The sequence below is a fragment of the Stutzerimonas azotifigens DSM 17556 genome, assembly GCF_000425625.1.
Taxonomy (GTDB): Bacteria; Pseudomonadota; Gammaproteobacteria; order Pseudomonadales; family Pseudomonadaceae; genus Stutzerimonas; species Stutzerimonas azotifigens.
Genome location: NZ_AUDU01000057.1, coordinates 18477 through 42067, shown reverse-complemented (window position 1 = coordinate 42067; position 23591 = coordinate 18477). Strand labels below are relative to the sequence as shown.

Annotated in this window: 19 protein-coding genes; 6 read left to right on the top strand and 13 right to left on the bottom strand. The window is 68.4% G+C overall.

The window, feature by feature from the left end:
- The gene (locus tag H610_RS0106395) at positions 1 to 984 is read right to left on the bottom strand and encodes a CobW family GTP-binding protein (protein WP_028238915.1); all 984 of its coding nucleotides are present in this window, start codon (positions 982 to 984) and stop codon (positions 1 to 3) included.
- Between the two features lie 129 nt (positions 985 to 1113).
- Here H610_RS0106395 and H610_RS0106390 point away from each other — a divergent pair, with 129 nt between their 5' ends.
- The gene (locus H610_RS0106390) at positions 1114 to 1482 is read left to right on the top strand and encodes a hypothetical protein (RefSeq protein ID WP_028238914.1); all 369 of its coding nucleotides are present in this window, start codon (positions 1114 to 1116) and stop codon (positions 1480 to 1482) included.
- Positions 1483 to 1524: 42 nt separating this feature from the next.
- Here the strand turns inward: H610_RS0106390 and H610_RS23335 are convergent, their stop codons facing one another.
- From H610_RS23335 to H610_RS0106330, 12 genes are all read right to left on the bottom strand, one after another.
- Complete coding sequence (locus H610_RS23335; protein WP_051231536.1) at positions 1525 to 1971, bottom strand: DUF1850 domain-containing protein; 447 nt, start codon at positions 1969 to 1971, stop codon at positions 1525 to 1527.
- Positions 1968 to 3992, bottom strand: a complete 2025-nt coding sequence (locus H610_RS0106380) for a TRAP transporter permease (protein WP_028238913.1) — start codon at positions 3990 to 3992, stop codon at positions 1968 to 1970. The genes H610_RS23335 and H610_RS0106380 overlap by 4 nt, the downstream gene beginning before the upstream one ends.
- A gap of 129 nt (positions 3993 to 4121) precedes the next feature.
- On the bottom strand, positions 4122 to 5072 hold the full coding sequence (locus tag H610_RS0106375) for a TAXI family TRAP transporter solute-binding subunit (protein ID WP_028238912.1): 951 nt from the start codon (positions 5070 to 5072) through the stop codon (positions 4122 to 4124).
- A 312-nt stretch (positions 5073 to 5384) separates the two neighbouring features.
- On the bottom strand, positions 5385 to 6728 hold the full coding sequence (locus H610_RS0106370) for a sigma-54-dependent transcriptional regulator (protein ID WP_028238911.1): 1344 nt from the start codon (positions 6726 to 6728) through the stop codon (positions 5385 to 5387).
- On the bottom strand, positions 6728 to 8548 hold the full coding sequence (locus H610_RS23330; RefSeq protein WP_051231534.1) for a sensor histidine kinase: 1821 nt from the start codon (positions 8546 to 8548) through the stop codon (positions 6728 to 6730). Before H610_RS23330 ends, H610_RS0106370 begins: the two co-directional genes overlap by 1 nt.
- A 76-nt stretch (positions 8549 to 8624) precedes the next feature.
- The gene (gene cfaB / locus H610_RS0106360; protein WP_028238910.1) at positions 8625 to 9806 is read right to left on the bottom strand and encodes a C17 cyclopropane fatty acid synthase CfaB; all 1182 of its coding nucleotides are present in this window, start codon (positions 9804 to 9806) and stop codon (positions 8625 to 8627) included.
- Between the two features lie 125 nt (positions 9807 to 9931).
- Positions 9932 to 10768: a Tim44 domain-containing protein gene (locus H610_RS0106355; RefSeq protein ID WP_028238909.1), complete on the bottom strand. Its 837-nt coding sequence runs from the start codon at positions 10766 to 10768 to the stop codon at positions 9932 to 9934.
- 153 nt (positions 10769 to 10921) lie between these two features.
- Positions 10922 to 12025, bottom strand: a complete 1104-nt coding sequence (locus H610_RS0106350; RefSeq protein ID WP_028238908.1) for a TRAP transporter substrate-binding protein — start codon at positions 12023 to 12025, stop codon at positions 10922 to 10924.
- Positions 12026 to 12181: 156 nt separating this feature from the next.
- Positions 12182 to 14365: a DNA helicase II gene (uvrD, locus tag H610_RS0106345; RefSeq protein ID WP_028238907.1), complete on the bottom strand. Its 2184-nt coding sequence runs from the start codon at positions 14363 to 14365 to the stop codon at positions 12182 to 12184.
- 62 nt (positions 14366 to 14427) lie between these two features.
- Positions 14428 to 15135, bottom strand: coding sequence for a fumarylacetoacetate hydrolase family protein (locus H610_RS0106340; protein ID WP_043237792.1), 708 nt, complete (start codon positions 15133 to 15135; stop codon positions 14428 to 14430).
- A gap of 64 nt (positions 15136 to 15199) precedes the next feature.
- Positions 15200 to 16909, bottom strand: coding sequence for an IlvD/Edd family dehydratase (locus tag H610_RS0106335; protein WP_051231542.1), 1710 nt, complete (start codon positions 16907 to 16909; stop codon positions 15200 to 15202).
- 114 nt (positions 16910 to 17023) lie between these two features.
- Positions 17024 to 18070 (bottom strand): LacI family DNA-binding transcriptional regulator, encoded by a 1047-nt coding sequence (locus H610_RS0106330; protein ID WP_051231532.1) that lies wholly within the window; start codon positions 18068 to 18070, stop codon positions 17024 to 17026.
- A 239-nt stretch (positions 18071 to 18309) separates the two neighbouring features.
- Between H610_RS0106330 and H610_RS0106325 the strand changes: the two genes are divergently transcribed.
- The 5 genes from H610_RS0106325 to H610_RS0106305 all read left to right on the top strand — a co-directional run bounded on the left by H610_RS0106325 (position 18310) and on the right by H610_RS0106305 (position 23585).
- Positions 18310 to 19461, top strand: a complete 1152-nt coding sequence (locus tag H610_RS0106325) for a mandelate racemase/muconate lactonizing enzyme family protein (protein ID WP_028238903.1) — start codon at positions 18310 to 18312, stop codon at positions 19459 to 19461.
- Between the two features lie 118 nt (positions 19462 to 19579).
- The gene (locus H610_RS0106320) at positions 19580 to 20557 is read left to right on the top strand and encodes a tripartite tricarboxylate transporter substrate binding protein (RefSeq protein WP_043237791.1); all 978 of its coding nucleotides are present in this window, start codon (positions 19580 to 19582) and stop codon (positions 20555 to 20557) included.
- 32 nt (positions 20558 to 20589) lie between these two features.
- Complete coding sequence (locus tag H610_RS0106315; RefSeq protein ID WP_028238901.1) at positions 20590 to 21060, top strand: tripartite tricarboxylate transporter TctB family protein; 471 nt, start codon at positions 20590 to 20592, stop codon at positions 21058 to 21060.
- A gap of 36 nt (positions 21061 to 21096) precedes the next feature.
- The gene (locus H610_RS0106310) at positions 21097 to 22605 is read left to right on the top strand and encodes a tripartite tricarboxylate transporter permease (RefSeq protein ID WP_201768351.1); all 1509 of its coding nucleotides are present in this window, start codon (positions 21097 to 21099) and stop codon (positions 22603 to 22605) included.
- A gap of 59 nt (positions 22606 to 22664) precedes the next feature.
- Positions 22665 to 23585 (top strand): dihydrodipicolinate synthase family protein, encoded by a 921-nt coding sequence (locus tag H610_RS0106305; protein WP_028238899.1) that lies wholly within the window; start codon positions 22665 to 22667, stop codon positions 23583 to 23585.
- Positions 23586 to 23591 lie beyond the last annotated feature (6 nt).

Here is a 23591-nt window from a genome sequence, read left to right as displayed (position 1 = left end):
TCAGCTCGACTCGCGACAGGCCTGTACGGCGCGTTGCAGGGCCTCGGCGTCACGCTCCTCGGCGAAGATCAGTTCGAACCGCGAATCGCGCCGCCATTCGCTGTCGCGCCACGGCGCATCGTTTGCCCCGAGCCGGTTCGTCGAGCGCGGGCCCTGCGCCGTCTGCACGATGAGCTTGGCGCGTGTCCAGTCGAGCGTCGCCAGCCAGGCATCGAGCCGGGCCAGGTCGAACCGCTGGCTCGGGTGCCAGCGCCAGCCGATGCTCCAGCCGTCCGCCGTGCCCTGGGCGCGGCACTCCGGCTCGCCCGGGTCGCGCCACAGTCGCGGCAGCGCGGGAGGCGCTTCCGGTACGGCTGCCTCGTCTACCGGCCCCGGGAGAGCGTCCGCGCCTGGCAAATGGACCAGCGGCAGCCGGCCGTGGTGAGTCCAGAACACCCGAGTGTGCGGCAGCCTGCTCAGCAGGGCCTGTCGCTGTGCCGCATCGAGCGCCTCGCTCTTGTTCAGCACCAGCAGCCCGGCCTCGGGCAGCGTGGCCTGCTGGCTCGGCGCGAGCGGTACCTCGTCGGCCAGGGCCTGTGCGTCGAGCACCATCACCAGCGGCTGCACCGCCAGCACCCCGCGCCAGGGCGCGGCGCGCAGTTGCTCGAGCAGGCTCTGTGGATGGCCGAGGCCGGAGGGTTCGATGAACAGGCGCTGTGGCCGGGCCTGGCGCAGCAGGCGACCGAGCGCGATCTGGAAGGGCGTGCCGTTGACGCAGCACAGGCAGCCGCCGGCAACCTCGGCGAGATGCACGTCCTCGCCGGCCTGTTCGCTGAGCAGGGCCGCATCCAGGCCGATCTGGCCGAACTCGTTGATCAGCACCGCCCAGCGCTCGTCGGCCGGACGCTGGCCCAGCAGCGCCTGCAGGGTGCTGGTCTTGCCGGCGCCGAGCGGGCCGGCGAGCAGGTGGGTGGGAATGCCGGTCAGGCGTGCGGAATTGTTCATGGCGGCCACCGAAAGCGGAAGCCCGCAGTCTAGCCGGCGACCGCCATGCGGCGGAACCGTTCGCGGGCGGCGGTCACAGGTGCCGGTGCACGGCCATGCTAGAGTCGTGTGCCGTTCCGGAGAGCCCCGATGACCGTTTCGCGCCTGCTGACCCTGATCCTTCTGACCTCCGCCGCCGGGCTGGCGCACGGCGAAGCCTGCGTCGTGCACAGCCATGACGAGCGCATCGAGGTAAAGCTCTGCCAGTCGAACATCAGCATCCCGGACGAACTGTTCCGCAGCGGCTTCTGCCAGCCGGAGATGCCGGGGCAGACGGTCGAGGTGACTTTCGTCGAGGCCTGTCCGGAAGGGGCGTTCGGGGTGTGTCGCAATGCGCAGGTGTCGAATCTGCCCTATCGGCAGGACATCCACTACTACGGCGTGGCGAGCGATGCGCGCTACCTGCAGCCGGCGTGCGAGACGCAGAGCCAGGGGCGCTGGGAGGAGGGCGACCAGTGATCCGGGCGCCGGTTCCACGTGGAACCAGGCCCGGGCTGGCGGTCAACGAGCGGTGCCGGCGTAGGCCGGGTAGCCGTTGACGGTGTGACCTGCGAGGCCGTCCGCCGAGACGGAGCAGCTCCACAGTTCCAGCGCGGGCTGGCTCGCTTTTGGCGGGCCGAGCCATTCGCTCAGGGCGTGACAACGCTGGTCATAGCACAGTTGGTAATCCCCGGCTTCGGGGGTTCGCCCGACCCGCAGGGGTTGCAACGGGGGAACCTGGTTCTGGTAATGCCAGGATCCGTCGCGCAGGACCGCGCCATCCGGAACTTCCATGCCGGCGCCGGTACCCTTGATCCGTGCTTCGCCGAGCAGCAGCCCGCTCGGCGTCACGCGGTAATCCTCTTCCCATCGGATCTTCTCGATCGTGTGCGTCCAGGCCAGGGTGAAGGCGGGCAGGGGCAACTGCGCCCACACCGCCCCCGCCAAGCCCATGCACAGGCCGATCATGCGATCGCCGGCTCGGCGCGACGGGCGCGCCAGTAGTGCTGGGCGAGGAAGATCGCACCCAGGGCGAAGCCGACCTCATCGGTCGCCGGTGCGGCCAGGATCATGCTGGCACCGGCGACGAAGGCGAGGATGCGCTCCCACCAACTCAGGCTGCGCTGCAGGTAGCCGGTGAATACCGCGCCCCACAGGCCGATGGCGAAGGCCGCCTTGACCAGCATGTAGATCGTCGCCAGCCAGCTGTCGCCCTGCATCATCAGCGCCGGCGAGTAGACCGCCATGAAGGGCACGACGAAGCCCGCCACGGCGATGCGCACCGCCCAGAGGCTGATCTTCAGGCCGCGTTCTTTGGCGATTGGCGCGGCGGCGAAGCAGGCCAGCGCCACCGGCGGTGTCAGGTCGGCCATGATCCCGAAGTAGAAGACGAACATGTGCGAGACGATCAGCGGCACGCCGAGGTCCAGCAGCGCCGGAGCGGCGATGGAGCTGGTGATGATGTAGTTGGGAATGGTCGGAATGCCCATGCCCAGCACCAGGCAGGTGATCATGGTCAGCACCAGCGACAGGAACAGATTGTCCTTGCCGATCGCCAGGATGTAGCCGGCGAAGGTCGAGGCCACGCCGGTCAGCGAGACGATGCCGATGATCACGCCGACCAGGGCGCAGGCGATCCCCACCGGCACCGCATGACGCGCCCCTTCGGCCAGTGCATGCACACAGATGCGCAGGGTGTCGCGGCCGCCCTTGATGAACCAGCAGGCCACCACCAGCACGCCGATGACGGCGAAGATGACGCCGATGCCGAGCTGGAAGAAGCCGGCGCAGAGCACGCCGAGCGCCACCCAGAAGGCGATCCGCATCGCGGTGGAGGACACCTTGAGAATGATCGCCGAGCCGAGGATCACGATCGCGGTCAGCGCCAGGCCGATGGTGCCGGAGAACATCGGCGTGCGGCCCGAGAACAGCAGGTAGACCAGCACCAGCAGCGGGATCAGCAGGAACCAGCGTTCCTTCACGGCGTTCCAGGCGCTCGGGCACTGGTCCTTCGGCAGACCGCGCAGGTTGGCGCGCTTGGCTTCCAGGTGAACCATCCAGAAGGTCGAGCCGAAGTACAGCAGCGCGGGAATCAGGGCCGCCTTGGCCACCTCGACGAAAGGCACGTTGATGGTCTCGGCCATGATGAAGGCCACCGCGCCCATCACCGGCGGCATGATCTGGCTGCCCATGCTCGAGGTCGCCTCGACGCCGCCGGCGAAGGCCGGACGGTAACCGAAGCGTTTCATCAGCGGGATGGTGAACTGGCCGGTGGTGACCACGTTGGCTACGCCGGAGCCGGTGATGGTGCCCATCAGCGCCGAGGAAACCACCGAGACCTTCGCCGGACCGCCGAGCTTGTGGCCGAACAGGCCCATGGCGAAATCGGTGAACAGTTTGATCATCCCGGCCTGTTCGAGGAAGGCGCCGAACAGAATGAACAGGAAGATGTAGGTGGCCGACACGTAGGTCGGGGTGCCGTAGAGGCCCTCGGTGCCGAACGACAGCTGGTTGACGATCTGGTCGAAGCCGTAGCCGCGGTGCGCCAGGTCGCCGGGCAGGTATTCGCCCAGCAGCCCGTAGGCCAGGAACATCGCGCAGATGATCGGCAGGGCGATGCCCATCACGCGTCTGGCCGCCTCGAACACGAGCGCGATCAGCACCAGGCCGATCACCATGTCGGCGGTCGTCAGGTCACCCGAACGCTGGATCAGGTCGGCCTCGAAATACCACTGGTACAGCGCCGTGGCCATACCGGCCAAGCCGAGCAGCCAGGCGGCCGGCTGCCAGGGGCGGTTCTTGCCGAACGCCGGGTAGCAGAGGAACACCAGCAGCAGCAGGAAGCCGACGTGCCCGGCCCGCAGCACCTGGCTGGTAAAGGGGTGGAATGCGGCAGTTACAATCTGGTAGACCGAAAACGCCAGGGCGACGTAGAACACCGCCTTCGGCCATTCGTTGGGGCTGCCTTGCAGCCCTTGGCTCTCGCTCATTGGAATCACTCTCTCACTGCAAGGACGTTGCCGAGCGCCGAGGAAAAGGCGCCGCGGCGGTGCCGAAGGGCACGCCGGGCGCCGGCTCGTGTGCGGGAGGCATTCGGTGCCGGCCCGCGCGGGCGCTGGTTAGAGTGCGCCGATTTCCTTGTAGTAGCGCTCGGCGCCCGGGTGCAGCGGAATCGGCAGATTCTTCGCCGCGGCCTTGACGTCGATGTCGTTGGCGGCCGAGTGGGCGTTGCGCAGGCGCTCGAGGTTGTCGAACATCAGCTTGGTCATCTGGTAGGCGACTTCCTCGGAGACGTCTTCGTGGGTCACCAGGAAGTTGGTGATGGCCACGGTCTTCACGTCGGCAGTCTGGCCGTCATAGGTATCGGCCGGGATGACCATCGACTGGTAGACCGGGTTGCCGATTTTCTGCACCACGGCTTCCGGGATCTCCACGAAGGTGATCGGCATGGTCGCGGCCAGGTCGCGGATGGCGGCCATGCCCAGGCCCGAGGACTGCAGGGTGGCGTCCAGCTGGCGGTTCTTGATCAGCTCGACCGACTCGGCATACGGCAGGAATTCGACCTTGCCCATGTCATCGTAGGACATGCCGGCGGCCTTGAAGATGGCGCGGGCGTTCAGCTCGGTGCCGGATTTGGGCGCGCCGACGGAGATGCTCTTGCCCTTGAGGTCGGCCAGGGTCTTGATGCCCGATTCCTTGCTGGCGACGATCTGGATGTAGTTGGGGTAGATGCCGGCGATGGCGCGCAGCTTCTTCAGTGGCTTCTTGAAGCCGGCGTCTTCCACGCCGTTCCAGGCGTCGGACACGGAATCGCCGAGGGAGAAGGCCAGTTCACCACGGCCCGCTTGCAGCAGGTTGAGGTTCTCGACCGAGGCCTTGGTGGCCTGTACGGAGGTCTTCGCACCCTCGATGCCGTTGTACATCTGCGACAGGGCGACGCCGATCGGGTAGTAGACCCCGCTGGTACCACCGGTGAGGATGTTGATGAAGGTCGGCGCGGCGACGGCTGCGGTGCTCGCGGTGAAGGCGGCAGCGGCGGCGAACAGCGAAATGCGCTTGGTCAGTCTCATGGATGTCTCCGTCTCATTGTTATTGGCACTGTGTCCCGCGGACACGGCCCGTTGGCAAATGTGCGGCTGGGCGTAACGGGTAGCACTGAGAGACGACACGCCTGGCGATTCCTCACCAAGGCGGACGAAGAGACGGCAGGCTGGTCGGTTCTCTCTTGTTCTGGCCGCACGGGCGGCTCAGTGGTCGTAGCACATGCCGTGCCAGCACACTGATACCTCTTCCAGACGCTCGCTACGGTACACGAACGGGAACCTGTGAGCGGATTCTTGCTCACAGTTCCTTCGACGTGAGCGGATTCTTGCCGATTCTGCTCAGTCGTCCTCGGCACCGTCGGGCAGGTAGTCGAGCCGCGACAGGCCGTGACGCTGCATCTTCTCGTTGAGGGTGCGCCGCGGCAGCTGCAGCAGCGCCATGACCTCGCTGATATTGCCGCGGCATTGCTGCAGCGCGCGATGCAGGCACTGCGCCTCGAAGGCCTCCATCTGCGCGGCCAGCGACTGGTCCTCGGCGGTGCCGGCTGGCGCCCGGGTCAGGCGCAGGGCGTGGCGCTCGGCGGCGTTGATCAGCTCGCGGACGTTGCCCGGCCAGTCGTGCGACAGCAGTTGCGCCAGCTCCGCCGGACTCAGCGGCGGGGCCTCGCGCCCGTGGCGTTCGGCGGCCTCGGCGGCGAAGTGGTCGAACAGCAGCGGAATGTCCTCGCGGCGTTCGCGCAGCGGCGGGATGTGCAGCTCGGCGACGTTCAGCCGGTACAGCAGGTCCTCGCGGAAGCGCCCGGCGCGGACCTCGTCGTGCAGGTCCGGCTTGACCGCGCTGATCACCCGCAGGTCGACCTGGATACTGCGGTTCGAGCCCAGGCGCTCCAGGGTCCTTTCCTGCAGCACGCGCAGCAGCTTGGCCTGCTGCGCCAGCGGCATGCTTTCGATCTCGTCGAGGAACAGCGTGCCGCCGTCGGCATGCTCGATGCGCCCGATGCGCTTGGCCTGCGCGCCGGTGAAGGCGCCGCTCTCGTGGCCGAACAGTTCCGATTCGAAGATGGTCTCGGGGATCGCTGCGCAGTTGAGGGCGACGAAGGGCTTGCCCGCCCGCGGGCTGAAGTCGTGCAGGCAGCGGGCGACCCGTTCCTTGCCGCTGCCGGTTTCGCCATGGATGAGTACGTTGACCGAGGTGCCGGCCAACTCCAGCACCTGCCGGCGCAGCGTGTCCATCGCCCGCGACACGCCGAGCAGCTGCGACTCGACGCGGTCCTTGCGCTGGAACTGCTCGCGCAGCTGGCGGTTCTCGCACACCAGTCGGCGCTTGTCCTGCGCGCGGCGGACGCTCTCGAGCAGGCGATCGGGGGTGAAGGGCTTCTCGATGAAGTCGTAGGCGCCGTTGCGCAGGGCCTGTACCGCCATCGGCACGTCGCCGTGGCCGGTGACCATGATCACCGGCAGCTCAGGGTCCAGGGCGACCAACTGCTGAAGCAGGTCCAGGCCGTCGACGCCGGGCATGCGCACGTCGCTGACGACCACGCCGGCGAAGCGGCTGTCGACCAGGCGCAGGGCCTGGGCGGCGCTGTCGCAGGTGCGCACGGAGAAGCCGGACAGCTCCAGCCACTGCTGCACGGCTTGGCGAATCGCCGCCTCGTCGTCGATGAAGATCACCTCGCCGTTCATCACTGCTCCTGTTGGCTGGTGTCGAAGTGCCGCGCATGCTGCCCGGCGGGCTGCTGGCCATCGGCGCGGGGCCCGCGCACGGCCGGCAGGCGCAGGGTGAAGACCGCGCCCTGCGCGTCGTTGCCGGCTTCCAGGCTGCCGCCCAGGTCGTGGACGATGCCGTAGGATACCGCCAGCCCGAGTCCGAGCCCGTGGCCGACCGGCTTGGTGGTGAAGAAGGGCTCGAAGACCTGGTCTAGGTGCTCCGGCGCGATGCCGCCGCCGTTGTCGGCGATGCTCAGCAGCCAGTCGCGGCCGGCGCGTCGGCTGCGAATCCTCAGCCGGCGCGGCTCGCGGTCGGCCATCGCGTCCAGCGCATTGTGCAGCAGGTTGATCAGCACCTGCTCGAGGCGAATGGCGTCGCCGTTGACCTCGGCCTCCGGCGTCAGCGCCAGTTCGACCGCCACCTGCTCGTTGCGGATGCGCGGCGCCAGCAGCTGCAGCGCCTGGTCGACCACGTGCGCCAGGCTCAGGCGCTCGCTGAGGCCGGCCGGGCTCTTGCGGGCGAAGGTCTTCAGGTGGCCGGTGAGGGCAGCCATGCGTTCGATCAGCCCCTCGACGCTGGCCAGGCCCTGGCGCACGTCGTCCGGCCGGTCGTTGTCCAGCAGCAGGCGCAGGCTGCCGACCTGCATGCGCAGCGCGGTGAGCGGCTGGTTGATCTCGTGCGCCAGGGCCGCGGACATCTGCCCGAGGGCGGCCATCTTGGCGGCGTGCACCAGTTCTTCCTGGGCGGTGCGCAGCTGCTCGGTGCGCGCCTGCACCAGGCGTTCCAGCTCGCTGCGGTTGCGCCGCTCGATCTGCCGCGTCTTGCGCCGCTGGGCGAGGAACAGCAGCAGGAACACCAGGGTCATCCACACGCCGGCGGCGCCCAGGCGATAGCCGCGCACGCCATCGGCCACGGCCTGCGGTTCCTGCAGCAGGTGCAGCGTCCAGCCCTCCTCGGGCAGGGACAGGCGCTGCCAGAGGTAGTCGCGGTGGCCGTCGGGGCCGTCGACGCGTACCCGCTCGCTGTATTCGTCGAGGCGTTCGAGCCGCTGCGAAGGCAGCGGCCGCAGGTTCTGCTCGGCGTAGCGACGGGCCGCCACCAGCCGTTCGCGGGTGGCGTCGCTCAGCGGCTGCAGGTAGCGGAAGCGCCAGGCCGGGCGGTTGGTCAGGATGACGATGTCCAGCGAGTCGGCGACCAGCAGGGTGCCGGCCTGGCCGACCCATTCGCGCTGCAGCGCCTCCAGCTCCAGCTTGACCACCAGCACGCCGAGCGGCCGGCCGGCCTCGTCGTGCACCACCTGCGAGAGGAAGTAGCCGGGGATGCCGGTGGTGACGCCGACCGCGAAGTAGCGGCCGGCGCCGTCGGCCAGGGCGTCGCGGAAATACGGGCGGAAGCCGTAGTTGTTGCCGACGAAGCTGCTCCATTCGCGCCAGTTGCTCGCCGCCAGGGTGTTGCCCTGGCGATCGAGCAGGTAGAGCACCGCCGAGCCGGCGGCGTGGTTCTGCTGCTCGAGGCGCTCGTTGAGCCGCTGGCGTAGCGTGCCGTCGTCCGGGCTGCGCAGCAGTTCGCGGATGTCGCTGTCCAGCGCCAGCAGCGCCGGCACCGAGCGAAAGCGTTCGACCAGGGTGTGGATCGCCTGGGCGTAGAGCTCCAGCTGGCCGCGCGCCTCCTGGCCGCGCTCGACCCAGGCGTGGCGCTCGGCGATGCGTCCGGCCCAGACCATGCTCAGCACCAGCCCCGCGACGATCAGCGCGGCGATCAGGACAACGCGGGCACGGATGGGCGGCAACGACATGGAAGGCTCGGGGCGAATGGTGCTCGCACGCTACCGCCCGTTGTTCGGGACGGCAAGCGCCGAGCCTTCCTGCCGCCTAGCGGTACAGGTCGGCGCGGGTCCAGGGCAGTTCGTGCGAGCCGTCGGCGTGTGGCTTGCTGGCGAGGATCTGGTGCAGGTTGATCCAGTTGCGCTGGAAGCCGTAGGCGCAGCCGGCCAGGTACACCCGCCAGATGCGCAGGGCGCGCTCGGAGACCATCGCCCGGGCCTCGCCGAGCCGCGCCTCGAGCCGTTCGCTCCACAGCGACAGGGTGCGCGCGTAGTGCAGGCGCAGGCTCTCGACATCGACGATCTCCAGGCCGCTCTCGCTGATGCAGGCGCCGATGTTCACCAGGTGCGGCAGCTCGCCGTGGGGGAACACGTAGCGGTCGATGAAGTCGCCGGCGCCGTGCCCGACCGGGCGGCCGTCGGTGTGCCGCGCGGTGATGCCGTGGTTCATCACCAGGCCGCCGGGGCGCACCGCGCCGTACAGGGTCTGGCAGTACAGCGGCAGGTTGGCATGCCCGACGTGTTCGAACATGCCGACGCTGACCACCTTGTCGAAGCGCTCGTCCTGCGGCAGGTCGCGGTAGTCCATCAGCTCGAGGGTCACCCGGTCCTGCAGGCCCTCGGCCGCCACCCGTTCGCGGGCCAGCGCCAGCTGCGCCTTGCTCAGGGTGATGCCGAACACCTCGGCGCCGAACTCGCGCGCGGCGAAGCGCGCCAGGCCGCCCCAGCCGCAGCCGACGTCGAGCAGCCGGTCGCCGGGCTGGAGCCGAAGCTTGCGGCACAGGTGGCGCAGTTTCGCCTGCTGGGCCTGGTCGAGGTCCTCGCTGCCGGTCTCGAAATAGGCGCAGGAATAGACCATGTCGCGGTCGAGCCACAGCCGGTAGAAGTCGTTGGAGAGGTCGTAGTGATAGGAGATCGCCTGGGCGTCGGTGTCCTTGTCGTGCGCCTCGCGCGCCGGCAGGGTGAGGTCGTCCTCGCCGAGCCGCTGGCTGATGGCGTCGCCGATGCGGATGATCTCGGCCGGCGAGCCCTCGAGGTCGATCTGGCCCTCGACGTAGGCGGTGCCGAGCAGATCCAGGCTGGGGTGGGCCAGCTGCGGGATCAGGTTGGGGTCCTTGAGGGTCAGGGTCACCGTCGGCGAAGGGCCGAGGTCCATCTCCTGCCCGTCCCAGAGGCGCAAGCGCAGGGGCAGGTCAAGCTCACGCAGGGTTGGAAGCAGTGAAGCCAACATTGCAGAGTCTCCTTACACGCCGGGTTCATCAGTGCAAGGTAGACCAAAAATTTTGAACGTTGCTCTATCGGGGCGATAGCTTCCTGCAATTACGAAACCGGCCCCTGAGGGGCCGGTTCGTCTGATCAGGCGTTCTGGCGGATCCCCGCCACCAGCCAGGGCTGGTTCTCGCCCTGGGCGCGCTCCATGCGCCAGCTTTCGCTGAACGGCTCGCCCTGGTCGAAGCGCGAGGTCTTGGCGACGCCGGCGAAGGTCAGCGTGGCCACCGTCTTGTCCGCGCTGTCGTCCACGCCGTCGAGCTGCACGTCGAGGTCGTCGATGTAGGTGGACTGGTAGCCGTCACCGAGGCCGGCGCGCTCCTGCTTGAGGAATTCCAGCAGCTGCGGGGTGACGAATTCGGCGATCTTGTCCATCTCGTTGGCATCCCAGTGCTGCTGCAGCGAAAGGAAATGCTCGCGGGCCGCTTCCAGGAAGCGCTGCTCGTTGAACCAGGCCGGTGCGTTGATCACCGGCGCCGGGGCCGCGGCGCGGCTGCCGCCGAACATCGGGGTCGGGTTCGCGGCCTCGCGCTGCATGGGCGCATGACCGGCCACCGCCGGCTGCTGCTGGCGCCTGCGGGCGGCGAGGAAGCGGAACAGCAGGAAGGCGATGAGACCGAAGATGAGGATGTCGAACAGCTGCAGGCCTTCGAAGCCGTCGCCCATCAGCATGGAGGCCAGCAGGCCACCGGCGGCGATGCCGGCCAGCGGGCCGAGCCAGCGCGAGGCGCCGCTGGCCGCCGGCTGCTGACGACCGGCCTGGGGCGCCATGGCGGCGTCGTTGCGCTGCTGCTGGACCTGGCGGGTCTGGTGGCTGGGGGCTGCGCCGAAGCTCTTGCCGCCGCCGAAGCGCTTGGCATGCGCCTCGAGGCTGAAGGAGAAGGCCAGGCACAGGACCATGAATACGGACAGGACGCGTTGCATACGGATTTCCCGGAAGTTGTGCTACGTCCGCATGTTGCCGAGGGCGGCGGGGCTTGGCCAGTTGCGATGTGTTTCGAGCTTTTGCCCCGCCGCGGTTGTCGGCTCACGCGGCGGCGAAGGACGGGCAGGCGGCGAGCGCCTGCCCTGGGCGTTTCAGCGCCAGTTGTAGAGCTCTTTCTCGGTCAGTTCCAGCATCGGCGTGGACTGCGCCTGGAAGGCCTTGAGCGAGGCCCAGATGCGGCCGTTGAGCTCGTTTTGCGCGGCCAGCTCGCCGAGCACCGCCTCGGACTGCTCCTTCATCGCCGCCAGCACCGGGTCGGGGAAGCGCTTGAGCTGCACGCCCTGCTTCTTCAGCTCCTCGAGCGCCAGCGCGTTGTTGTAGACGTAGTCGTCGAGCATCGCCTGGTTGGAGGCCAGCGCCACCTCGCGGACGATTGCCTGCAGGTCGGCCGGCAGCGCCTCGAAGGCCTTCTTGCTGACCAGCATCTCGATGACCGCCTGCGGTTCCTGCCAGGCCGGGTAGTAGTAGTACCTGGCCGCCTTGTGCAGGCCGAAGGCCAGGTCGTTGTACGGGCTGACCCAGTCGGTGGCGTCGATGGCGCCGGTCTGCAGGGCGGTGAAGATCTCGCCGCCGGGCAGGTTGACGGTGGTCGCGCCGAGCCGGGTCAGGACTTCGCCGCCGAGGCCGGGGGTGCGGATCTTCAGGCCGCGCAGGTCCTGCAGGCTGTTGATTTCCTTGTTGAACCAGCCGCCCATCTGCATCCCCGAGTTGCCGGCCGCCAGCGGCAGCACGCCAAAGGGGGCGTAGGCCTCCTCCCACAGCTGCTGGCCGCCGCCCTTGTTCAGCCAGGCGTTCATTTCCTGGGTCGACAGGCCGAACGGGATGGAGGTGAAGAACTGCGCCGCCGGCACCTTGCCGCGCCAGTAGTAGGCGGCGCCGTGGCCCATCTCGGCGGTGCCGCGGGACACCGAATCGAACACTTCCAGCGCCGGCACCAGCTCGCCGGCGGCATACACCTTGACGGTCAGGCGGCCGCCGCTCAGGGCGGTGATGCGCTCGGCGATGCGCTCGGCACCGGTGCCCAGGCCCGGGTAGTTCTTCGGCCAGGCGGTGACCATCTTCCAGGTGTAGGTCTTGGGCGCGGCGGCTTCGGTCTGCGGCTTGGTGTCGGGGGTGGATTTGTCCTCGTTGCAGCCGGCGAGGCCGAGGGTGGCAAGCAAGGCAGCGGCAGCGCCGAACAGTTGGCGGCGATTCATGATGTCTCCGGTGTGATCTCTTCTGGTTCTGTCTGGGGGTGGCTCACAGGCCGTGGGCCGAAACGGGCGCGGGGTGGCGCCCGTCTTTACGCGCTCCTCGTGAAAGCGGCGTGTCGCCGGTCGGTACCGGTCGCAAGCGGGTTATGGTTCCTGGCGTCAGAGCGCTTCGAGTTTGGCATAGCTGAGCATCAGCCATTTGCTGCCTTCGTCCTCGAAATTGACCTGGACCCGCGCCTGCGCGCCGGATCCTTCGAAATTGAGAATGGTGCCCTCGCCGAACAGCGAATGGCGCACGCGCTGGCCGAGGCTGAAGGGCGTCTCCGGCACGCCGGCGCCGTCGAACAGCGAGGCGACGCTGGCGCGGCTGCCGAAGCTGCGGCTGACGGTGTTGTTCAGGCGCACTTCCTTGACCAGCGAAGGCGGCAGCTCGCGGACGAAGCGCGAGACCTTGTTGTAGGTCTCGCTGCCGTACAGGCGGCGGGTCTCGGCGTAGGTCAGCACCAGCTGCTGCATGGCGCGGGTGATGCCGACGTAGGCCAGGCGGCGTTCCTCTTCCAGGCGGCCGGGCTCTTCCAGGCTCATCTTGTGCGGGAACAGGCCCTCTTCCATGCCGACCAGGAACACCAGCGGGAACTCCAGGCCCTTGGCGCTGTGCAGGGTCATCAGCTGGACGCTGTCCTCGAAGTCGCCGGCTTGCTGCTCGCCGGCCTCCAGCGAGGCGTGGTCGAGGAAGGCGGCCAGCGGCGAGGCGTAGTCGTCCTCGTCGTAGTTCTCGAAGGCGCGCGCGGCGGAAACCAGTTCCTCGAGGTTCTCGACCCGCGCCTGGCCCTTGTCGCCCTTCTCGTCACGGTGGAAGGCGAGCAGGCCGGACTGTTCGACCACCAGCTGGGTCATTGCCGCCAGCGCCATGCCTTCGGTCTTCAGCGCCAGGCTGTCGACCAGCTCGACGAAGCCGTTCAGCGCGCTGGCGGCGCGGCCGGCCACCGCCTTGGTGCCGACCGCCTGGTGCAGCGCGGCCCACATCGACAGGTCGTGGCTGCGGGCGAATTCGCGCAGCGTCTCGACCGTCTTCTCGCCGATGCCGCGCGCCGGCACGTTGATCACCCGTTCCAGCGCCGCGTCGTTGTCGCGGGTCTGGATCAGCCGCAGGTAGGCCATGGCGTTCTTGATCTCGGCGCGCTCGAAGAAGCGCTGGCCGCCATAGATGCGGTAGGGGATCTTCTCGCGCAGCAGCGCCTCTTCCAGTACCCGCGACTGGGCGTTGGAACGGTAGAGGATGGCGATCTCGCTACGTGCCAGGCCTTCCTTCTTGATCGCGCTCTCGATGCTCTCGACCACGTAGCGCGCTTCGTCGTGCTCGTTGAAGGCGGCGTACAGGCTGATCGGCTCGCCCTCGCAGCCCTCGGTCCAGAGCTCCTTGCCCAGGCGGCCCTGGTTGTTGGCGATCAGCGCGTTGGCCGCCTTGAGGATGCAGGCGGTGGAGCGGTAGTTCTGTTCCAGGCGGATCAGCTCGGCGTCGGGGAAGTCCTGGCTGAACTGCTGCAGGTTCTCGATCCGCGCGCCGCGCCAGCCGTAGATCGACTGGTCGTCGTCGCCGACCACCATCAGGCTCTCGCCGCCCTTGGCGAGCAGGCGCAGCCAGGCGTACTGCACCGCGTTGGTATCCTGGAATTCGTCGACCAGCACGTGGCGGAAGCGCCGCTGGTAGTGCTCGAGCAGGCCCGGGTGGTCGCGCCACAGGTCCAGCGCGCGCAGCAGCAGCTCGGAGAAGTCGATCACCCCGGCGCGCGCGCAGGCCGCCTCGTAGGCTTCGTAGATCTTCACCATGGTGGCGAGGAACAGGTCGCCGGCGGGCTGGATGTGCTGCGGGCGCAGGCCCTCGTCCTTCTGCCCGTTGATCCACCACTGCGCCTGGCGCGCCGGCCAGCGCTGCTCGTCGAGGCCGAGCTCGCGGATCACCCGCTTGACCAGCCGCTGCTGGTCGTCGGAGTCGAGGATCTGGAAGTTGTCCACCAGCCTGGCCTCGCGCCAGTGCGCGCGCAGCAGCCGGTGGGCCAGGCCGTGGAAGGTGCCAACCCACATGCCCTGCGGGCTGACCCCGAGCAACTGCTCGATGCGCTGGCGCATCTCGGCAGCGGCCTTGTTGGTGAAGGTGACGGCGAGGATCGAGTGCAGCGAGGCACGCTCGACCTGGTTGAGCCAGGCGATGCGGTGCACCAGTACGCGGGTCTTGCCGGAGCCGGCGCCGGCCAGCACCAGCTGCCGCCCCAGCGGCGCGGCCACGGCCTGGCGCTGGGCGTCGTTCAGCGAATTGAGCAGGAGGGAGAGGTCGTCGTGCATCGCGGCATTCTAGCAGGGCGGCGCCTCGCCTGCCGACGCCGTTCGCCGGCCTCTCCGGTGCCTCAGCGGCCGCCGACCGTGATATTCAGCGTGCCGATGCCCTGCACGCCGCCGCTCAGACGGTCGCCGGCCTCGACCGGGCCGACGCCGGCCGGGGTACCGGTCATGATCAGGTCGCCCGCCTCGAGGACGAACAGCCGCGACAGGTAGGCGATCACTTCCGGCACGCTCCAGATCTGCGCGGCGAGGTCGCCGTCCTGGCGGGTCTGGCCGTTGATGTCGAGCCAGATGCGGCCTTCGGCCGGGTGGCCGATCTCGGCCGCCGGCACCAGCGCGGAGCAGGGCGCGGCGTGGTCGAAGCCCTTGGCCACGGCCCAGGGGCGGCCCATTTTCTTCGCTTCGGCCTGCAGGTCGCGGCGGGTCATGTCCAGGCCCACGGCGTAGCCGTAGACGTGATCGAGCGCCTGTTCGGCCGGGATGTCCGAACCGCCGTGGCCGATGGCAACCACCAGTTCGATCTCGTGGTGGACGCTTTCGGTGCCCGGCGGGTAGGGGAATTCGCTGCCGTCGGGCAGCAGGCTGTCGGGGTGCTTGGTGAAGAAGAACGGTGGCTCGCGGTCCGGGTCGTGGCCCATCTCGCGGGCGTGCTCGGCATAGTTGCGGCCGACGCAGTAGACGCGCCGCACCGGGAAGCGCTGTGCGCTGCCGGCCACGGCGAGGCTGGGAATGGAAGGGGAGAACAGGTAATTCGCCTGTGCTGCTGAACTCATTCGGGGCTCCAGGGCTGGTTCGTCGTGGTGAACCGCCCGGCCGAGGGCCGGGCGAAGGGGGCGGTCATTTCGGCTGCGGGATACGGCCACGCGTTTCGCGGCTGCGCAGGAAATCGAAGTCGCAGCCGTTGTCGGCCTGGGTGACGCTGTCGAGGAACAGCTTGCGGTAGCCGCGTTCGTCGCCTTCGCGCGGCTCGGGCAGCCTGGCTTGCTGGCGGCGGCGGGCCAGTTCCTGGTCGCTCACCAGCAGCTCCAGGCGGCGCTCGCTGACGCTCAGGCGCAGCCGGTCGCCGCTCTGCACCAGCGCTAGCGGCCCGCCCTCGGCGGCTTCCGGGGTGACGTGGAGGATGATGGTGCCGGCCGCGGTGCCGCTCATGCGGCCGTCGGAGATGCGCACCATGTCCTTCACCCCGGCGCGCGCCAGCTTGCGCGGGATCGGGATGTAGCCGGCTTCCGGCATGCCCGGGGCGCCCTTCGGGCCGATGTTCTTCAGCACCAGCACGTCGTCGGCGTTGACGTCCAGGTCCGGGTCGTCGATGCGCTGGGCGAGGTCTTCCAGGCCGTCGAACACCACCACGCGGCCCTCATGTTCCATCAACTCGGTGCTGGCCGCCGACTGCTTGATGATGGCGCCGGCGGGGGCGATGTTGCCGCGCAGGAAGGCGATGCCGCCCTGCGGGTAGATCGGGTTGTCCAGCGGTCGCACCACCTCCTGCGGGAAGGCCGCCACGGCGTCCAGTTCCTCGCCGAGGGTGCGCCCGGTGACGGTCAGCGCGTCCAGGTGCAGGAACGGCTTGAGCTCGCGCAGCACGGGCGCCAGCCCGCCGGCCTTGTGCAGGTCTTCCATGTAGTGGCTGCCCGAGGGCTTGAGGTTGACCAGCACTGGGATGTTGCGGCCCAGTTCGTCGAGCCGGTCCATGTCGATCTGGATGCCGCAGCGCCCGGCGATCGCCGCCAGGTGGACGATGCCGTTGGTCGAGCCGCCGATGGCCAGCAGCACCATGAGCGCGTTCTCGAAGGCCCTCTCGGTAAGGATGCGGTCCGGCGTGATGCCGGCCTGGATCATCGCCACCGCCTGCGCCCCGGTGCGCTCGGCGATGCGGATGCGGTCGGCGGTGACCGCCGGCGGCGTGGCTCCGCCGGGAAGCATGATGCCCAGTGCCTCGGCGATGCAGGCCATGGTGCTGGCGGTGCCCATCACCGAGCAGGTGCCGACGCTGGCGACCAGCTGGTTGTTGACCTCGGCGATCTCCTGGGCGTCGATCTCCTCGCCGCGGTACATGCCCCAGAAGCGCCGGCAGTCGGTGCAGGCGCCCACGCGCACGCCACGGTGCGAGCCGGTGAGCATGGAGCCCGTGACCAGCTGGATGGCCGGCACGCCGGCGCTGACGGCGCCCATCAGCTGCGCCGGGACGGTCTTGTCGCAGCCGCCGATGAGCACCACCGAGTCGATCGGCAGGGCGCGGATCATCTCCTCGGTGTCCATCGACATCAGGTTGCGCAGGAACATGCTGTTGGGGTGGGCGAAGCTCTCGTGGATCGAGATGGTGGGGAAGTCCACCGGCAGCCCGCCGGCGAGCATCACCCCGCGCTTGACCGCCTCGATCAGCTGCGGCGCGTTGCCGTGGCAGGGGTTGAAGCCGCTGCCGGTGTTGGTGATGCCGACGATCGGCCGCTCCAGCGCATCGTCCGAATAGCCGGCGCCCTTGATGAAGGCCTTGCGCAGGAACAGCGAGAATTCCGCGTCGCCATAGTTGGTCAGGCCCTTGCGCATGCCGCGGGCCGGGTTGTTGCCGGAGTCGTTGTTGTTGTTCACGGGCGTTACCTCTCGATTGTTGTTGTTCGTGCCGAGGCGTCCGGCACGCGAGGGCGGCGAGGCGGGATCGCCTCAGCCGTAGAATCCGGGCGCCGGTCCCGAGCTGCCGCGCACCACCAGTTCGGTGGTGACCTCGATCGGTCCCTTGGGGGGCTTGCCGGCCAGGGCTTCGAGCAGGTAGGCGCCGGCGTTGGCGCCGATCTCCTCGAGTTCCACGCGGGTGGTGGTCAGCGGCGGCGACAGGTGCCGGGCGTAGTCGAAGTCGTTGAAACCGACCACCGAGACGTCCTCCGGCACCCTCACGCCGAGCGTCCTGGCCGCCAGCAGGGCGCCGAAAGCCAGCAGGTCGTTGGCGCAGATCACCGCGCTGGGGCGTTCCGGGCCGCGCATCAGGTGCTGCATCGCGGCGATGCCATGCTCAAGCGACAGGGTGGTCTCCATGAACCAGTGCGCGGGGATTTCCAGGCCCGCTTCGGCGAGGCGCGCGCGGGTGCCGATGACCCGGTCGCCGACGCGGTCGTTGAAGTGCGGCTCGTTGACCAGCATGGCGAAACGCCGGTGGCCGAGGTCGAGCAGGTGCTCGACCATGCGACGGGATACCGCGACGTTGTCGAAGCCGACGCTGGGGCGTTCCTGATCCTGGGTCCAGGCCTGCACGCAGGGGATGCGCTTGCGCTCGATCAGTTGCCACATCTTCGGATCGTGGGTGCGGCCGACCACCATCAGCGCGTCGACGCCGTGCTCGAGCAGGGTCTGCACTTCCTTCAGCTCGACCTGCTCGTCGAAGCCGAAGCTGGCCACCAGCAGCGTGTAGCCGGCCTTGTGTACGGTCTGCTGGAAGGCCGCCAGCGGCCGCGAGAAGGTCTCGGTGGCGAGCGTCGGCACCACCGCGCCGATGGTCATGCTGCGCCGCGAGGACAGCGTGCGCGCGGCGGCGTTGAGCACGTAGCCGAGCTCGTCGCAGGCGCGCTGCACCGCCCGCCGCTTGTCGTCGCGCACCGCCGCGCTGCCGTTGAGCACGCGCGACACGGTGGCAGTCGAGACGCCGGCACGGCGGGCCACGTCGCGCAGGCCGGCACGGGACAGGAGGGCGGGAGCTTGCGGCACTGAGCTGGTCATCGCGAGTCGTCGAAAAGGGCGCCGAATCTGTGCGGCTGTTGACATTAGGAAAAACCGAAACTAGGTTTTTGTAAACGGTTACATCGCATCAGGCAGCAAATGTAAGCGGTTACAAGCCCTTGCCAGGGTGTTTGACAACCGCCTTTCGTGCCTCTGGCGAGGCCTGTCGCCGCTGTGATGAAACCGGTTACATCGGCCCTTCGGGCCCTGTTCCACCGCCGAATAACAAGGAAAACAGCATGGCCATCATCCGCTCCATCTCCGTCTGCGCGGCCCGGGTGCCGCTCGATCGGGTCACCTCGTTCTCCAACCGCACCGTCTACGCACGCGATTACGGCCTGGTCAAGGTCACCTCCGAGGACGGCGTGACCGGTATCGGCTTCTGCTACGTCGGCAGCGCCGGCGGCGAGCTGCTGCCGATCGCCGTGGAAAAGCTGCTGGCACCGGTGCTGATCGGCCGCGACTCGCTGGACGTCGAGGCGCTGTGGCGCGAGATGTACCAAGAAGCCCTGCTGCAGGGCCGCGCCGGCGTGGTCATGCGCGCCATCAGCATCCTCGACACCGCCCTCTGGGACCTCAACGCGCGCAGCGCCGGCCTGCCGCTGCACCGCTACCTGGGCGCGGCCAGCGCCGACCGCGTGCTGGCCTACGCCAGCGGCGGCTACTACCTCGACGGCAAGACCCCCGAGCTGCTCGGCGAGGAGATGGCGCACTACGTCTCGCTCGGCTTCAAGGCGGTGAAGATGAAGACCGGCCGCCTCTCGCCGAAGGAAGAGGAAGCGCGGGTGGCGGCGGCGCGCGAGGCCATCGGCCCCGATGTCGCGCTGATGCTCGACGTCAACAACGGCTGGAGCGACGTCACCGAGGCGCTGCAGTACGTGCGCCGCTTCGAGCGCTACGACCCGGCCTTCGTCGAGGAGCCGTTCCTGGTCGACGACATCGACAGCCATGCGCGCCTGGCCCGCGCCACCTCGATCCCGGTGGCCACCGGCGAGGTGGAAGTCGGCCGCTGGCGGCATAAGGAACTGCTCGACAAGGGCGGCGCGGCCATCCTGCAGACCGACGCGGTGGTCTGCGGCGGCATCACCGAATGGCGCCGTATCGCCGCCATGGCCGCCGGCTACGGCGTGCCGATGTACCCGCACTGGTTCCACGACGTGCACGCGCCGCTGGTGGCCGCCACGCCGAACGCGCGCTACGTGGAGTTCTTCTGGGACGACCAGGTGCTCAACTTCCGCCGCCTGATCGACCGCCAGCTGGAGCAGGAGGACGGCTACATCAAGCTGCACCAGACCCCGGGCCTGGGCTTCGACTTCGACGAGCAGGCCGTGGCGCGCTACTCGATCGCCGCCAACGGCGGCGCCTGGCTGACCGTGCAGAAGGACCGCTGAACGCAAGAATCGCCGTACCACCCGGGGAGTCCGCGGCGCCTGCGTCACGGCTCCCCGACACGTCCCGGTCCGGTTCGCCGGACGCCATAAATCCAACAAGAAAGCGTGGAGTGAGAAAATGAAAACCAACAAGAAACTGACCGCTGCCGTCCTGGCCGCCGCAACGGCGCTATCCCTGTCCATCAATGCCCAGGCCGAATACGTCGCCGGCGAGGACGTCACCGTGCTGCAGGGCTTCAAGCCGGGCGGCGGCAGCGACGTGCTGGCGCAGCTGGTGCAGCCCTACGTGAGCAAGAAGCTCGGGGTCAACTTCGTCAACGAATACATCCCCGGCGCCACCGGGGCGATCGCCTGGACCCGTCTGGCCAAGCAGTCGAAGAAGGATGGCTCGGTCATCAGCATCACCAACACGCCGATGCTGATGACCAACTACATCATGAACGACGCCATCACCTACAACATCAGGGAGCTGACCCCGATCGCCAACGTGGTCACCGACCCGGGCATCGCCGTGGTCGCCAAGGACAGCCCCTACAACACCATCGAGGATCTGCTCGCCGCGGCCAAGGAAAAGCCCGGGCGCGTCACCGTGGGCAACTCCGGCATGGGCGGCGACGACTACTTCACCACCCTGCTGATCGAGAAGGCCACCGGCCTGTCGTTCAAGAAGGTGCCGTTCCAGGGCGACGGCCCCTCCGCCACCGCGGCCATGGGCAACAAGATCGACGTCAGCTTCAACAATGTAGGCACCGTCTACAGCCAGGTGCAGAACGGCACCTTGAAGGCGCTGGCGGTGTTCTCCGACAAGCGCATCGACAGCCTGCCGGACGTACCGACGCTCAAGGAGAAGGGCATCGATGTGGTCGCCGGCTCCTCGCGCGGCTACAGCGCCCCGGCCGGCATCCCGGACGAGGCCCGCGACCAGTTGATCGCCGCCTTCGAAGCGCTGCGCGACGACCAGGCCTTCCTCGCCGACGCGAAGAAGCGCGCCCTGAACATCGACATCGTCACCGGTGACGCCTACGGCAAGATGTTCGAGAACATGGAGAAGGAATTCCAGGGCATCTGGAAGGAAGTGGGCACGAAGCAACAGTGAAGCAATCCGCCGAACACCAAGGGGAGGCGACCATGAACACGAACAGATTGCTGCTGGGACTCTTCGGCATCGCCCTGGCCGCGTTGTTTTTCGTCAATGCGCTGAAGTACCCGCAAGCGGCGGCCGAGATGCCGCTGATCTACTCGGTGACGGTGGCGCTGCTGTCGCTGGCGATGGTCGCCTCGGAACTGCTGCGGCGTCGCCCGGCCAGTGACGCCGCGGCGGCGCCTGCCGCCGAAGACGGCGAGCCGGTGGCGATCCGCCCGCGCTACCTGGCGACCGCGGCGGTCTTCGCCCTGGCGATCGCCTACGTCGCGACCATCAACACGCTCGGGTACCTGGCGTCGACGGTGCTGTTCATGGCCGCGGCGCTGCTGGTGATCCGCACGGTGTCGGTGCGCTTCGCGCTGATCGCCACGGTGGTGCTGGTCGCCGTGGTGTGCGTGGTGTTCGTCCAGTTCCTGGGCCTTCCCGTTCCGCTGCTTCCGCCGGCGATCTCCTGATCGCCGCCTCTTCCATCTTTCGGCGAGGCCTTCTCCGTGGAAAGTTCGATCGTCATGACGGGGCTGACCAATGTGTTCACCCTGTACAACATCGCCGCGATTCTCGGCGGTACGCTTCTCGGCCTGTTCGTCGGCGCCATGCCGGGCCTGTCGGCCACCATGGCGCTGGCGCTGCTGTTGCCGCTGACCTTTAGCATGGACACCGCGACTGGCCTGAGCATGCTCGCCTCGCTCTACGTCGGCGCGTCCTACGGCGGTTCGATCGCCGCCATCCTGCTGCGCACGCCTGGCACGCCCTCGGCCGCCGCCACCGTGCTCGACGGCTTCCCCATGTCGCAGCAGGGCCAGGCGGGCAAGGCGCTCGGCATCTCGCTGTTCGCCTCCTTCGTCGGCGGCCTGATCAGCGGCGTGGCACTGCTCATAGCGGCGCCGCTGCTCGGCAGTCTGGTGGTGCAGTTCGGGCCTATCGAGCTGTTCGCCATCGCCGTGCTCGGCATCACCATCATCGGCTCGCTGGCCCAGGGCTCGGTGATCAACGGGCTGTTCTCGGGCGGCGTCGGGCTGCTGGTGAGCACGGTGGGCATGGACCTGACCACCGGCACGCCGCGGATGACCTTCGACAACATCAACCTGTTCTCCGGCATCAGCTTCACGGTGGCGCTGATCGGGCTGTTCTCGATTCCCCAGGCGCTGTCGCTGGTGGAGAACTCCAACGCCCCGGCCAAGGTCGCCAGCCGCATCACCGACCGGCTGATTCCCAAGCTCGCCGAGCTGAAGTCGTTGATGCCGAACATCCTGCGCTCCAGCGGCATCGGCATCGTGGTCGGGCTGATCCCCGGCACCGGCGGCGACACGGCCAGCTGGTTCGCCTACAACGAGGCCAAGCGCTTCGCCAAGGACAAGAGCCGCTTCGGCCAGGGCGATCCGGCCGGCGTCGCGGCGCCCGAATCGGCGAACAACGCGGTGGTCGGCGGTGCGTTGATTCCCACCATCGCCCTCGGCATTCCCGGCAGCTCGGCGACCGCCATCCTGCTTGGCGCGCTGATGGTGCAGGGCATCCTGCCCGGCCCGAACCTGCTCACCGACTACGGCGACGTCACCTACACGCTGATCTGGGCGGTGATCTTCGCCAACATCGGCCTGCTGGTGGTCGGCCTGATGTTCACCAAGGCCAGCGTGATGGTGACGCGCATTCCCGACGGCTTCATCGCCTGTGCCATCATCGCGCTCTGCATTATCGGCGCCTACGCGATCAACAACAGCCTGTTCGAGGTCGGCCTGATGCTCGGTTTCGGCCTGTTCGGCTACTGGCTGAACAAGGCCGGGGTGTCGCCGGCGCCGATGGTCATCGGCCTGATCCTGGGGCCGGTCATGGAGAACGGTTTCCACCAGTCGATGCTGATCGGTGACGGCGACTACCGTATCTTCCTGTCCAGCCCGATCGCGGTGGTACTGCTGTGCCTTGCGGTATTCTCGGTGCTGCAGGCGACGCCGGTGTTCCGCTGGCTGCTGGCGCCCTTCCGCCGCGGCACCCAGCTGGCCTGAAAGCAATCACGCCCCGGCAGCCTGGCGGCTGCCGGACAACAGAGAAAAAGGAGAACAACATGAGTCAAGCCACGGGTCGCGTCTGGTCCCCGGTGATCACCCCCTTCACCGCGGAGCTCGCGCCGGACAGGGAGCACTTCGTCGCACAGTGCCGCTGGCTGCTGGACAACGACGTCGGGCTGGCCGTGTTCGGTACCAATTCCGAGGCCAACTCGCTGTCGGTCGAGGAAAAGATCCAGCTGCTCGACGCCCTGGTCGAGGGCGGCATCCCGGCCGCACGGCTGATGCCGGGCACCGGCGCCTGCGCGCTGCCCGATGCCGTGGCGCTGACCCGCCACGCGGTGGCCCTGGGCGTGGAAGGCGTGCTCATGCTGCCGCCGTTCTACTACAAGGGCGTCTCCGACGAGGGCCTGTTCCGCTACTTCAGCGAGGTGATCGAGCGGGTCGGCGACGCGCGCCTGCGCATCTACCTCTACCACATCCCGCCGGTGTCCCAGGTGCCGCTGTCGCTGGCACTGATCGAGCGCCTGCTCAAGGCCTATCCGCAGAACGTGGTCGGGGTGAAGGACAGCTCCGGCGACTGGAGCAACACCCAGGCGATGATCGAGCAGTTCGCCGCCGACGGCTTCCAGGTCTACGCCGGCAGCGAGCACTTCCTGCTGCAGACCCTGCGCGCCGGCGGCGCCGGCTGCATCAGCGCCACCGCCAACGTCAACCCGGGGCCGATCGCCGCCCTGGCGAAAACCTGGCAGGCCTCCGATGCCGACGCGCAGCAGGCCGCGCTGACGGCTACCCGCAAGCTGTTCGAACGCTTCCCGATGATTCCCGCGCTGAAAGCCGCGGCCGCCCGCTACAGCGATATCGAGCAGTGGGCACGGGTGCGTCCGCCGCTGGTGGAGCTGAACGCGCAGCAGCGCCAGGACCTGTTCGCCGTGCTCGACCAGGCCGGCTTCGACATGCCCGGCCTGAAACGTGGCTGACGGAGG